We start from the raw sequence: 12,727 nt of genomic DNA, 5'->3' as shown, positions 1-12,727 counted from the left end.
TGAGACGGGTCAGGGAGGGTTACGGGGATGCGCAGACGGGGCGTTCGCAGGGGGACGGGGCGGAGCGGTGGGCGAGGGGTACGGGCCCTGGCCGTCGCGGCGGTGCTGGCGGTGGGGGTGGCCGGGTGCGGGGGCGGCGGCGGGAGCGGGGCGAAGGGGGAGGACAGGAGCGGGGCGCGGGGCGGACAGGCGCCCGCCACGGTGGCGCTGCCGAAGCTGGCCGGGCAGCGGTTGCAGGTGACGGCGGTGTGGACGGGGGCCGAGCGGGACAACTTCGGCAAGGTGCTGGCGGAGTTCGAGAAGCGCACCGGCGCGAAGGTGGACTTCGTGCCGAGCGGTGACGACATGGCCGGGTTCATCGGGTCGAAGATCGCCGGGGGCGGGCCGCCGGACGTGGCGCTGCTCCAGCAGGTCGGGGTGTTGAACGAGTTCGCGGCGAAGGGGTGGCTCAAGCCGCTCGGGGCGGACGCCAAGGCGCAGCTGGCGAAGAACTACAGCAAGGGGTGGCGGGACCTGGGTGCCCACAAGGGCACCGCGTACGGGGTGTACTTCAAGGCCAGCAACAAGTCGCTGGTCTGGTACAACGCGAAGGTCTTCGAGGATGCCGGGGTGTCCGAGCCGAAGACCTGGCCGGAGTTCCTGAAGACGGCGCGGACGGTGTCCGAGTCGGGTGTGGAGCCGGTGTCGGTGGGCGGGTCGGACGGCTGGACGCTGACCGACTGGTTCGAGAACGTCTACCTGTCGCAGGCCGGTCCGGAGAAGTACGACCGGTTGGCGAAGCACGAGCTGCCGTGGACGGATCCGTCGGTCACGCGGGCGCTGACGACGCTGGGGGAGCTGTTCGGGCACAAGGAGCTGCTGGCGGGCGGGAACGCGGGCGCGCTCCGGACGGACTTCCCGACGTCGGTGACGCAGGCGTTCAGCGGTGGGAACGCGCCGAAGGCGGCGATGGTGTCGTCGGCGGATTTCGCGGCGGCGAACATCGCGCAGACCAAGGCGAAGGTGGGGACGGACGCGAAGGTGTTCCCGTTCCCGGCGGTGGGGGCGAAGCCGCCGGTGGTGACCGGTGGGGACGTGGCGGTGGCGCTGAAGGACGGGAAGGCGGCGCAGGCGCTGCTGACGTTCCTGGCGTCGACGGACGCGGCGCGGATCTGGGCGGGGGCGGGCGGGTTCCTCTCGCCGAACAAGGCGCTGGATCCGTCGGCGTACGGGGACGGGGTGATGCGGAAGATCGCGAAGGCGCTGGTGGCGGCCGGGGACGATTTCCGGTTCGACATGTCGGATCAGGCGCCGGCGTCGTTCGGCGGGAAGCCGGGCCAGGGTGAGTGGAAGGACCTCCAGGACTTCCTGAAGGATCCGCGCGAGGTCGCGGGGATCCAGGCGCGGCTGGAGCGGGACGCCGCGAAGGCGTTCGGGCACTGAGGCCGCCGGGGGCGGCGGCGGTGGCGGGCGGGTGCCGGGGCGGCGGCCGGGTGCGGTCGCGGTGCGGTGCCCGGGGCCGGGGCGGTGTGCGGTGAGCGGGAGCGGGGGGTGCGCGCGGTGAGCGGTGCGGTGGGAGTGCGGGCGGCGGGCGGCGGCGGGCGGCGGCGGGTTTCCGGGACGCGGGCGTGGGTGGCGGCGGTGTTCCTGCTGCCGGCGCTGGTGCTGCTGGGGGCGCTGGTGGTGTATCCCATCGGGTTCTCGGTGTACCGGAGTCTGTTCGACGCGTCGGGCGACGGCTTCGTGGGGCTGGGGAATTACGGGGCGATGTTCTCGGACGAGGGCATCCGGACGGCGTTGAAGAACACTGTGGTGTGGGTGGTGGTGGCGCCGTCGGTGTCGACGGCGCTGGGGCTGGTCTTCGCGGTGCTGACCGAGCGGGTGCGCTGGGGGACGGCGTTCAAGCTGGTGGTCTTCATGCCGATGGCGATTTCGATGCTGGCGGCGGGGATCATCTTCCGGCTGGTGTACGACCAGGATCCGCAGCGCGGGGTGGCGAACGCGGTGTGGGTGGCGGTGCACGACACGTTCGCGGAGCCGGCGCCGTTCCCGGGGGCGAAGCCGCGGCCGAACGGGGAGTTGCGGCCGTCGGGTGGCGGGGCGTTCACCACGCGGTCGGTGGTGCGGGCGGGGGCGGTGGCGGATCTGCCGCTGGTGGCGGTGCAGCCGGGTGAGGTGCGGCGGGCGCGGCCGGCGGTGGTGGCGCGGCCGCGGCCGGGGAAGGTCACCGGGACGGCGTGGCTGGATTTCACCCGGGGTGGTGGCGGGCGTCCCGGGGTGGTCGACCGGGGGGAGAAGGCGCTGGCCGGGCTGCGGGTGGAGGCGGTGCGGGGCGGTCGGGTGGTGGCGTCGGCGGTGACGGCGGCGGACGGGACGTACGTGTTGCCGGCGGAGGCGGCGGGGGCGCGGTTGCGGTTGCCGGCGGCGAATTTCGCGGCGGCGTACCACGGGGTGGACTGGTTGGGTCCGGTGCTGGTCACGCCGGCCATCATCGGGAGTTATGTGTGGATGTGGGCCGGTTTCGCGATGGTGTTGATCGCGGCGGGGCTGGCGGGGGTGCCGCGGGAGCTGCTGGAGGCGGCGCGGGTGGACGGGGCGGGTGAGTGGCAGGTGTTCCGCCGGATCACGGTGCCGCTGCTGGCGCCGGTGCTGGTGGTGGTGCTGGTCACGTTGATGATCAATGTGCTGAAGATCTTCGATCTGGTGTACATCATCGCGCCGGGGTCGAGTCTGCGGTCGGCGAATGTGCTGGCGTTGCAGCTGTTCCAGTCGTCGTTCGGGACGGATGTGGACCAGGGGCTGGGGAGTGCGATCGCGGTGTTCCTGCTGTTGCTGGTGTTGCCGGTGATGTACGTGAATCTGCGCCGGATCCGGAAGGAGCGCCGCCGATGAGGTCGCTTGCCGCTCGGCTCGCGGCGCGCACCGGGGGTGGCGCGGTGCGGGTCTTCCTGGTGCTGGTGGCGCTGTTCTGGCTGATGCCGTCGGTGGGGCTGCTGCTGTCGTCGTTGCGGAGCCCGGCGCAGATCGCGGAGTCGGGCTGGTGGGAGGTGTTCACCCGGCCCGCGCAGCTGACGTTCGACAACTACGCGCAGCTGCTGTCGAACGGGAAGGTGATGGGGTCGCTGGTGACGACGGCGGCGATCACGGTGCCGTCGACGGTGCTGGTGGTGGTGATCGGGTCGCTGGCGGGTTATGCCTTCGCGTGGCTGGACTTCCCGGGCCGGGACGGCTGGTTCATGGTGGTGGTGGGGCTGCTGGTGGTGCCGGTGCAGGTGGCGCTGATTCCGGTGGCGAAGCTGTTCGGGGCGGTGGGGCTGTTCGAGACGACGGCGGGGGTGGTGCTGTTCCACACGGCGTTCGGGCTGCCGTTCGCGGTGTTCCTGCTGCGGAACTTCTTCGCGGAGATCCCGCGGGAGCTGCTGGAGGCGGCGCGGCTGGACGGGGCGGGTGAGCTGCGGCTGTTCACGCGGGTGGTGCTGCCGCTGGGCGGGCCGGCGATCGCGAGCCTGGGGATCTTCCAGTTCCTGTGGGTGTGGAACGACATGCTGATCGCGTTGATCTTCGCGGACAGCGGGCATCCGCCGATCACGGTGGCGCTCCAGCAGGAGGTGCGGCAGTTCGGCAACAACATCGACGTGCTGGCGCCGGGGGCGTTCCTGTCGATGGTGGTGCCGCTGGTGGTCTTCTTCGCGTGCCAGCGGCAGTTCGTGTCCGGGGTGATGGCGGGGGCGGTGAAGTGAGGGCGCGGGGCGGGAGATGACCGGGGCGGGGGGTGGTGCTCACCTTCCGTTCATGTTGCGGGCCCAGGATGGCAGCCGCTCGCGGGGACGGCGGCCGCGCGGGGTCTCCCGCGGCCGTGGTCCGGTGCCGTGCGCGCCGGTGCGCCGTGTCCCGCCCCGATTCCCGACCGTCTGGAGACGGACCGCAGATGACTGCCGTTACCGCAGATCCCCGTGCCGGGCAGCTGCCGCGCCCCGCCCGGCTGTCCGATGTCAAGGGCTGGTTCTACACCGCCGATCAGCTGCTCTTCGACTGGTTCCTGAGCCATCAGCGGGACCGGTCGGTGGCCGGTGACCTGCTCGAACTGGGTGCGTACCTGGGCAAGAGCGCGATCTTCCTGGGGGCGCGGCTGGGGGCGGGTGAGCGGTTCACGGTCTGCGACCTCTTCGACTCACCGGCCGGGGACGCGCCGAACTCCAAGGAGATGGCGAAGTCGTACGCGACGCTGACACGGCGTGCGTTCGAGGCCAACTACCTCGCGTTCCACGAGGAGTTGCCGGTGATCGTGCAGGGTCCGAGTTCGGTGGTGGCGGAGCATGTGGCGGCGGGCAGTGTGCGGTTCGCGCACATCGACGCGTCGCATCTGTACGAGCACGTGCACGGGGACATCCTGGCGGTGCGGGAGCTGCTGACCGGGCCGGGGCTGGTGGTGCTGGACGACTACCGCGCCGAGCACTGCCCGGGGGTGGCGGCGGCGACGTGGCAGGCGGTGACCGGGCACGGGCTGCGGCCGGTGTGCCTCACCGGGACGAAGTTCTACGGGACGTGGGGGGATCCGGCGCCGTACCAGGAGGCGCTGCTGGCGTGGCTGGCCGGGCGCGGGGATCTGTGGCACGAGGTGCAGCAGGTCAACGGCGGGCCGCTGATCCGGCTGAGCGCGAAGGGGGCGAAGGAGCCGGCGCATCCGGTGTCCCGGTACGCGGCGGAGGCGGAGCGGCCGGCGGCGGAGGCCGGGGAGGGGGCGGCCGAGCGGGCCCCGGAGCCGGCCCCGGGCCGGTCCCCGGCCCCGGCGGCGTCCGGTGCGGCCCCCGGTGCGGTGGCCCGTCCGGCCCGTCCCGCCGCGGCGGCGCGCCCGCCGCGCGGGGTGCTGCGCCGGGTCGCGGTGGACGTGTTGCCGCCGGTGCTGACGAGGGCGCTGGTGCGGGCCCGGGCGCGGTCCCGGGCGGCGCGGAGCTGACCGGGCCGCCGGGCCGCTCGCCGCGGCAGGCCGGGCGGCGGCCCGCGGTGCGCCGGACGGCGGGCGGCGAGCGGCGGGCGGTTCAGCCGCGCGGGACCTGCCCGACGAGGACGAAGGCGTTGGACCGCAGGAGCCGCCCGGCGGTGCGCGGCAGCGGGTGGGAGTAGGTGCGCCGGACGGCCAGCCCGGCGGTGGCGGCGAACGCCCGCAGCAGCGGGAAGTCGGTGAAGCGGACGGGTTCCGGGCCGGCCCGGAGCCCGGCTTCCTGGGCGGTGATCAGCAGGACGCCGCCGCCGGGCCGGACGTAGGGCAGGTAGGCGCGCAGCAGCTCCTCGACCTGTTCGTCGTCGAGGTGCTCCAGGACGTGGGCGGTGAGCAGGGCGTCGAAGGCGCCGGGGCGGGCGTGCGGGCCGGCCAGGAAGGCGTCGGCGGTGTAGGCGGTCAGGCCGCGGGCGCGGCAGCGGGCGACGGCCGACGGGTCGTGGTCGATGCCGACGCTGCCGGGGGCGCAGCCGGCCAGGGTGTCGCCGTCGCCGCAGCCGATCTCCAGGACGCGGCCGGTGCCGATCCGGCGCAGCTGCCGGGCGAAGGGGGTGCGGGCGGTCAGCCGCCGGACCGGGCCGGCGGGCCGGCGGTGGGCGGGGGTGCGGGCGGTGGAGGCGGCCGGGGCGGCGGGGGCCGGGTGCGGGGCGCGGGCGGCGGCGCCGGGTGCGGGGGCCGCGGTGTCGGGGCGGTCGGTGGCGGCGGGGCTGTCGGTTCGGCCGGGCATCGCGGGGGCGGTCACCTTCCTGGGCGGCGGGCGGTTGCCGGTGGCCGGGGCGCGGGGCTCCGGTCACGCTGTCCTCGGTCTACGCCATCGCGCGGTCCGGGCCGTACCGCCGCACCTTCGCCTCACCCTTTCAGCGCAGCGCCGGTGACCGGGCCGCCGGTGGACGAGTTGAGGGACGAGTCGGCCGCATCGCCCCGTGTGCGGCCCGGGGTTGCGTCCCGTGGTCCGCCTGTCCGGAAAGGCTCGTCCGCCCATGAAGCCTCGGCTCACCGTCGTCGTCCCCGTTCCGCGCGGCCGGGGGCCGGTGCACGAAGTGGAGGAGTGTCTGGCGTCGGTGGCGGCCCAGACGCTGGCGGAGCTGGACGTGGTGCTGGTGGACGACGGGTTGGCCCAGGTGCCGCCGGACGGGCCGGTGCGGCGCTGGACCGAGCGCGACCCGCGGTTCCGGGTGGTGCACCACCCGGGCGGCGGCCGGGGCGGGGCGTGGAACGCCGGTGCCCGGCACGCGTTCCCGCACACCGCGTACCTGGCGTTCCTGGCGCCGGAGGATGTGCTGCTGCCGCGGGCGTACGCGGACCTGGCGGGCCTGCTGGACAAGTCGGGGGCGGATCTGGCGACCGGGAACGTCTACCGGCTGGGGCCGGGGGGCCGTACCCGGTCGGCGGACCACCGGGCGGACCGGGAGACGGTGCTGCGCACCCATGTCACCGAGGAGCCGGAGCTGCTGGCCGACCACTTCGTGCGGAACAAGGTGTTCCGGCGGGCGTTCTGGGACCGGCACCGGCTGGCGTTCCCCGAGGGCGAGGGGGGTGCGGACGCGGACGCGGCGGTGGCGCTGCCGGCGCACTTCCTGGCGGAGGCGGTGGACGTGCTGCGGGAGCACGTGTGCTACTGGCGGCTGCCGGAGGGGCCGGCCCGGCACCGGCGGCCGACGGCGCAGGGGGTGCGGGACCGGTTCGCGGTGGTGGCGCGGGTGCGGGCGCTGCTGGACGATCCGGCGCACCCGGAGCGGGCCCGGTTCCGGGCGGCGTACGACCGGGGGCAGCTGACCGGGGGGCTGCTGGATCTGGTGGCGGCGGTGCCGGGGGCGGCGCCGGAGGTGCGGACGGCGTTCCTGGACTGCGCGCGGGACTTCCTGGCGCGGACCGATCCGGGGCTGCTGCGGGCGCTGCCGGTGGAGCTGCGGATGCGCTGGTACCTGGTGCGGTCCGGGCGGCTGGCGGACCTGGTGGCGCTGCTGGGGCACGAGGCGCGCAATCCGGGGGGTTTCGCGGTGGCGGGTCCGCCGTTGCGGAAGCGGGCGGTGCTGCCGGTGGAGCCGCCGGTGGCGCTGCCGGCCGGGGTGGTGCGGCTGGGCCGGGCGGACTTCCCCGTGCGGGCGGAGGTCCGGGAGGCGGTGTGGCGGGGCGGGGTGCTGCTGCTGCGCGGCTGGGCGTACCTGCGGAACCTGCCGGCCGGGTCGCGGCACGGGTATGTGCGGACGGCGGTGCTGTCGTGCGGGCGGCGCCGGATCGTGCTGCCGGTGCGGACGGTGCAGATGCCGGAGGCGACCGCGGCGTCCGGGCAGGAGCTGCACTGCTACGACTGGTCGGGGTTCGAGCTGCGGGTGGATCCGGTGCGGCTGCGGCGGGGCGGTCGGCCGGTGCCGGGCGAGTGGCGGCTGGAGATGGTACTGGCGTCGGCGGGGGTGGTGCGGTCCGCCGAGCTGTCCGCGCCGGAGAGCGGGTCGGGGGCGGCACCGGCGGCGTACGAGGGGGTGGACGGGGTGCGGGTGGTGCCGCGGTACGTGGCCGGGGGGCTGCGGATCGCGGTGGCGCGGCGGACGCGGCGGCTGGTGGGGCGGCCGGCGGTGGCCGCGGGGGCGCTGGACCTGGTGGTGTCGGCGCCGGGCCCGGCGCCGGAGGCGCTGCGGCTGACGCACCAGGGGTCGGGGACGGTGGTGTCGTTCCCGGTGGAGGCGGCACCGGAGGGGGCACGGGGGACGGACGGGGCGGACGGGCCGGGCAGGGCGGAGGGGGCGGACGGGGCTGACAGGGCCGGCGGGGCGCCGGAGCGGGGCGGGCCGGGCAGCGCGGACGGCGCGGACGGTGCGCACGGGCCGGACGGGCCGCCCGGGACGGGTCAACGGGCCGCGGGCGGCGGCCGGTTCGCGGTGCGGGTGCGGCTGGACGCGCTGGACGCGGCGCGGCCCGCGCGGGACGGTGCGCCGGCCGCGATCCCGCCGCCGCACACCGAGACCTGGCGGCCCGAGCTGGTGCTGCCCGGCGGCGCCACCGACCCGGTGGCCTGCCCGCCCGGGACGGCACCGGCCGCCCATCCGCTGCCGCACGGCCGGGAGCTGGTGGTGGCGGCGGACCCGGCCGGGGACCTGGTGCTGCACGACCGGATCCCGCAGGCGTACGTGGACCGGGTGGTGTGGCGCTCGGACGGCACGCTGCTGCTGGCGGGGACGCTGCCGGACGCCGCGCCGCCCGCGCCGGAGCTGGTGCTGCGGCACGGCGCGCACGCCACCGAGGCGGTCTTCCCCGCGGTGCACGACGGCGGGCGGTTCCACTGCGCGCTGCCGCTGGCCGCGCTGCCGTCGCTGGCCGGGGAGGTGCCGCTGCGGGAGGGCCGCTGGACGGTGCACCTGCGGGCGCGCGGCGCGGCCGCCTCGCCGCTGGACCCGCCGGTGCGGTGCGCGCCGTCGGTGTTCGACGGGCTGCCGGTGTCCCGTACGGTGCGCGGGAAGCCGTTCACGCTGGACCGGGTGCGGTACGACGAGGTGCTGGTGGCGGCCGGTCCGGCGGTGCCGCCGGTGGACCGGGGCCCGTACCGGCGGCGGGTGCTGCGCGAGCAGCACTACCCGCTGCACCGCTCCCGGCCGCTGCGGGACACCGTCCTCTACAGCAGCTTCGGCGGCCGGGCGTACGGGGACTCGCCGCGGGCGGTGCACGAGGAGCTGGTGCGGCGCGGGGTGGACGTCACGCACCTGTGGGCGGTGCGGGACGCGCAGGCCGCGGTGCCGCCGACGGCCCGGCCGGTGGTGGTGGGCAGCGCGGCGTGGCACGGGGCGCTGGCGCACAGCCACTGGATCGTCACCAACACGCACCTGCCGCGCTGGTTCGTGCGGCGGGCCGGGCAGCGGGTGATCCAGACCTGGCACGGCACGCCGCTGAAGCGGATCGGGGCGGACCTGGCGGGGACGGTGTGCGGGGGGCTGGCGCACCTGGCGCCGCGGCCGCGGCTGGGCCGGCAGTGGAGCGTGCTGCTGTCACCGAACGCGGCGAGCACCCCGGTGCTGCGGTCGGCGCTGGGCTTCCCGGGCCGGCTGCTGGAGACCGGGCTGCCGCGGATCGACGCGCTGCACGCCGCGGACCGGGACGAGGTGGCCGCGGCGGTCCGGGCGCGGCTGGGCATCCGCCCGGACCAGCGGGTGGTGCTCTACGCGCCGACGCCGCGCGACGACGTGAGCTACGACGCCTCGCACCACCGGCTGCACCTGCCGCTGGACCTGGCGGCGGCGCGGGCAGCGCTGGCCGGCGGCCATGTGCTGCTGGTGCGCAGCCATCCGCAGGTGCCGGACCGGCTGCCGGCGCACCACGCGCCGTTCGCGCTGGACGTCTCGGCGTACCCGGACGCCACCGAGCTGCTGCTGGCCGCGGACGTGCTGGTGACCGACTACTCGTCGCTGGCCGTGGACTTCGCGAACACCGGGCGGCCGATGCTGTTCCTCACCCCGGACCTGACGCACTACCGGGACACCCTGCGGGGGTTCAGCGTGGACTTCGAGGCGCTGGTGCCGGGGCCGCTGCTGGCGTCGACGGGGGAGCTGATCGAGGCACTGGGGGACCTGCCGGGGGTGGCGCGGGCGAGTGCGGCGGCGTACGCGGAGTTCCGGCGGGTGTTCTGCCATCTGGACGACGGCGGGGCGGCGGGGCGGGTGGCGGACCTGATCGCCTTGTGAGCGGGCCGGCCGGGCGGTGAGCGCCGGGTCCGCCGGGCGGGGCGGCGGGCCGGGGCGCGGGCGGTGCGGCGCGAAGGCTCCGGGGGCGCGGTGGGTGCGGTGGGTGCGGCATCTCCCGGGGCCCGCGTCGTTACAGCTTGTGCAGGCGTTCTTGCGGGGCGTCCGCACAGGCCGGCGGACGGCCGGGCCCCGGCAGGTTACGAGACGGCCACTATGGCGGAAAAACGCGGGCGGCCGTGCAACCGCCCGGCGGATATCGCACTCTGACCCTGGGAACCGGGTCCGAGCCCGCTCGCGCCGTGCGCCGCTGTCGACACGAAATGTAGATTCAGTGACTGTGAATGACGCCCTTGAGTCACAGCCAGGGCCCGCCGTCACGCCGACCGCACAGGTCAGCGTGGTCGTCATCGCCTTCAACGACGCGGTGCACGTCGCCGACGCGGTGCGTTCGGCGCTCGCCCAGGGGGACGCGGTCGGCGAGGTGATCGCGGTGGACGACGCCTCCACCGACGGCACCGGCGCGGCCCTGGACGCCCTGGCGCTGGCCGAGCCGCGGCTGCGGGTCCTGCACCGGGGGGAGAACAGCGGCGGTTGCGGCTCCCCCCGCAACGACGGCCTGCGGGCCGCCACCGGCCGGTACGTGATGTTCCTCGACAGTGACGACGTGCTGCCGCCGGGCGCGGTGCCGGCCCTGCTGTCCGCGGCGCGGGAGCACGGTGCGCCGGTCGCCGCCGGCGCCTGCGTCCGCCGGGAGCTGCCGGCCCGCCGCGACGTCCCCTGGCAGCCCGCCCTCTTCGGCGCGCCGGCCGTCCACGCCGCCCCCGCCGACGCGCCGCAGCTGGTCCGCGACACCCTCTGCGTCAACAAGCTCTACGCCCGGGACTTCCTCACCGGCCACGGCATCGCGTTCCCCGAAGGCCGGTACCACTACGAGGACTTCGTGTTCACCGCGCGGGTGCTGGCCGCCGCCCCGAAGATCGCGACGGTGCCGGACACCGTCTACGTCTGGCACGTCCGCCGCACCGCCGCCAAGCAGTCGATCTCCCTGGACCGCAAGGACGTCGCCAACTGGCGGCAGCGCATCGAGGCGCACCGCACGGTGCTGCGGACGTTCACCGACGCCGGGCAGGCGGTGCTGGCCCGGGCCGCGGCCACCAAGTTCCTCGACCACGACCTGCGGATGTACGTGCGCGAGCTGCACACCCGCGGCGCCGACTACCGCGCCGAGTGGTGGCGGCTGACCCGCGAGCACCTGGCGTCCTTCGACGAGGAGGCGCTGGCGGGGGCGTACGCGCCGGCCCGCTGGCTGGCCCGGGTGATCCTGGCCTCCCCCGCGCCCCGGGACCTGGACCGGCTGACCCAGCTCGCGGCCCGCCCCGGCCGCCTGCTGCCCCCGTACGCCACCGGCCCGGACGGCGCTCCGGTCTGGTCGGCGGACCTGCCCGGGGTGCGGCTGGACGGGCTGGGTGCCGGGGACGGCGCGGACCCCTGCGACGAGGAGGCGCCGGGCACGGCGGCGCCCGCCCGCCTTCCGGTGGCCATCGACGCCGAGCCGGTGCTGGGCACCGACGGCGGGCTGCTGCGGGTCCGCGTCCACGACCTGTACGGCCGGCTGGCCGAGGCCGGCCCGGTCAGCATCGACCTGGTCCTGCACCGCCGCCGCGACGGCCGGCCCGGCCCGGTGCGCACCGCCGCGCTGACCCCGACCGCCGACGGCACCGCCTGGACGGCCGCCCTGGCGCTGGACCTGGCGCCGCTCACCGACCTGCCCGGGTCGCGGCCCGCCGAGCCCGAGCCGTGGGATCTGGCGGCCCGGCTGACCTGCGCCGACGGCACCACCCTGGGGGCCGCGCTGCGTCCGGCCGGGCCGGGTCTGCGGCGCCGGGTGCTGCCCAGCCGGCAGCGGCTGGTGCTGCTCGCGCAGCCGTACGCCACCACCGGCGGTGCGCTGGCGCTGCGGGTGGCGTCCGGCCCGCGCAGTGTGTGGCGGATCGCCGCCCGGCGCCTGCGCCGCTGACCCGCGCTCCCCCGTCCCTGTGTCCCCTGCCTAGGATTGGCGCTATGTCTTACCTGATCACGGGTGGTGCCGGTTACATCGGCTCCCATGTCGTAAGGGCCCTGCGGCAGGCCGGCGAGACGGTCGTCGTGCTGGACGACCTGACCACGGGCGTCCGCGCACGGGTCCCCGGCGACGTGCCGCTGGTCGTCGGCTCGACGCTGAACCGCGCCCTGCTGGACGAAACGATCGCCGCGCACGGCGTCACCGACGTCGTCCACCTGGCCGCGAAGAAGCAGGTCGGCGAGTCGGTGGAGATGCCGCTGCACTACTACCGCGAGAACGTCCACGGCCTCCAGACGCTCCTGGAGGCGATGGCCGCCGGCGGCGTCCCCCGCTTCGTGTTCTCCTCCTCCGCCGCCGTCTACGGCATGCCGGATGTGGACCTGGTCACGGAGGACACCCCCTGCGCGCCGATCAACCCGTACGGCGAGACCAAGCTCGTCGGCGAGTGGATGGCCCGCGCCGCCGGCCGGGCCCACGGCATCAGCACCGCCTGCCTGCGCTACTTCAACGTCGCCGGCGCGGCCACCCCCGAGCTGGCCGACACCGGTGTCTTCAACATCGTCCCGATGGTCTTCGAGCGGCTCACGCAGGGCGCCGCGCCGCGGATCTTCGGTGACGACTACGACACCCCCGACGGCACCTGCATCCGCGACTACATCCACGTCGCCGACCTCGCCGACGCCCACGTGGCGGCCGCCCGCAAGCTCGCCGAGCCGGGCCCGGTCCGCGACCTGACCCTCAACATCGGCCGCGGCGAAGGCGTGTCGGTCCGCGAGATGGTCAACCTGATCGCCGAGGTCACCGGCCACGAGGGCGTCGTCCCCGAGGTGACGCCGCGCCGCGCCGGCGACCCGGCCCGGGTGGTGGCCGCCGCCGACCGGATCGCCGGGGAACTGGGCTGGAAGGCCCGCCACGACGTCCGCTCCATGATCACCTCGGCGTGGGCGGGCTGGCAGCACCACCACCCCCGAAGCGCGCGGGGCTGAGCCGGGGCGCCCGCCCCCGCGGCGGGGC

8 protein-coding genes are annotated in these 12,727 nt (G+C 75.9%); 7 read left to right on the top strand and 1 reads right to left on the bottom strand.

The features are described from left to right. The first annotated feature begins 27 nt into the window (after positions 1-27). From MUU72_RS12485 to MUU72_RS12470, 4 genes are all read left to right on the top strand, one after another. A complete protein-coding gene (locus MUU72_RS12485) occupies positions 28-1,422 on the top strand; it encodes an ABC transporter substrate-binding protein (protein WP_248013268.1) in 1,395 nt (464 codons plus the stop codon). Positions 1,423-1,539: 117 nt separating this feature from the next. Further along, positions 1,540-2,871 (top strand): carbohydrate ABC transporter permease, encoded by a 1,332-nt coding sequence (locus MUU72_RS12480; protein ID WP_248013267.1) that lies wholly within the window; start codon positions 1,540-1,542, stop codon positions 2,869-2,871. After that, positions 2,868-3,719: a carbohydrate ABC transporter permease gene (locus MUU72_RS12475; protein ID WP_248013266.1), complete on the top strand. Its 852-nt coding sequence runs from the start codon at positions 2,868-2,870 to the stop codon at positions 3,717-3,719. Before MUU72_RS12480 ends, MUU72_RS12475 begins: the two co-directional genes overlap by 4 nt. 188 nt (positions 3,720-3,907) lie before the next feature. Further along, positions 3,908-4,936, top strand: coding sequence for a class I SAM-dependent methyltransferase (locus MUU72_RS12470; RefSeq protein WP_248013265.1), 1,029 nt, complete (start codon positions 3,908-3,910; stop codon positions 4,934-4,936). Positions 4,937-5,018: 82 nt separating this feature from the next. On the opposite strand, the gene MUU72_RS12465 is transcribed toward MUU72_RS12470, so the two are convergent. Continuing rightward, positions 5,019-5,705 carry a class I SAM-dependent methyltransferase gene (locus MUU72_RS12465; RefSeq protein WP_248013264.1) on the bottom strand — a complete coding sequence of 229 codons (687 nt, stop codon included), beginning with the start codon at positions 5,703-5,705 and terminating at the stop codon, positions 5,019-5,021. A 253-nt stretch (positions 5,706-5,958) separates the two neighbouring features. On the opposite strand from MUU72_RS12465, the gene MUU72_RS12460 reads away from it, so the two are divergent. The 3 genes from MUU72_RS12460 (at position 5,959) to galE (ending at position 12,699) form a co-directional block, all read left to right on the top strand. Beyond that, on the top strand, positions 5,959-9,651 hold the full coding sequence (locus MUU72_RS12460) for a bifunctional glycosyltransferase/CDP-glycerol:glycerophosphate glycerophosphotransferase (RefSeq protein ID WP_248013263.1): 3,693 nt from the start codon (positions 5,959-5,961) through the stop codon (positions 9,649-9,651). A gap of 337 nt (positions 9,652-9,988) precedes the next feature. Further along, positions 9,989-11,668, top strand: coding sequence for a glycosyltransferase (locus tag MUU72_RS12455; RefSeq protein WP_248013262.1), 1,680 nt, complete (start codon positions 9,989-9,991; stop codon positions 11,666-11,668). Positions 11,669-11,712: 44 nt separating this feature from the next. Further along, entirely contained in the window at positions 11,713-12,699 is a 987-nt protein-coding gene (galE, locus tag MUU72_RS12450) for a UDP-glucose 4-epimerase GalE (protein WP_248013261.1), read from the top strand. Positions 12,700-12,727 lie beyond the last annotated feature (28 nt).

The organism is Streptomyces rhizoryzae, from assembly GCF_023155275.1.
GTDB classification, from domain to species: Bacteria; Actinomycetota; Actinomycetes; order Streptomycetales; family Streptomycetaceae; genus Streptomyces; species Streptomyces rhizoryzae.
This window is presented reverse-complemented; position numbering and strand designations above follow the sequence as displayed.

Coding starts and splice junctions, on each gene's coding strand:
- MUU72_RS12470 (WP_248013265.1), top strand. CDS start 3,908: ATGACTGCCGTTACCGCAGATCCCCGTGCCGGGCAGCTGCCGCGCCCC.
- MUU72_RS12475 (WP_248013266.1), top strand. CDS start 2,868: ATGAGGTCGCTTGCCGCTCGGCTCGCGGCGCGCACCGGGGGTGGCGCG.
- galE (WP_248013261.1), top strand. CDS start 11,713: ATGTCTTACCTGATCACGGGTGGTGCCGGTTACATCGGCTCCCATGTC.
- MUU72_RS12460 (WP_248013263.1), top strand. CDS start 5,959: ATGAAGCCTCGGCTCACCGTCGTCGTCCCCGTTCCGCGCGGCCGGGGG.
- MUU72_RS12485 (WP_248013268.1), top strand. CDS start 28: ATGCGCAGACGGGGCGTTCGCAGGGGGACGGGGCGGAGCGGTGGGCGA.
- MUU72_RS12465 (WP_248013264.1), bottom strand. CDS start 5,705: ATGCCCGGCCGAACCGACAGCCCCGCCGCCACCGACCGCCCCGACACC.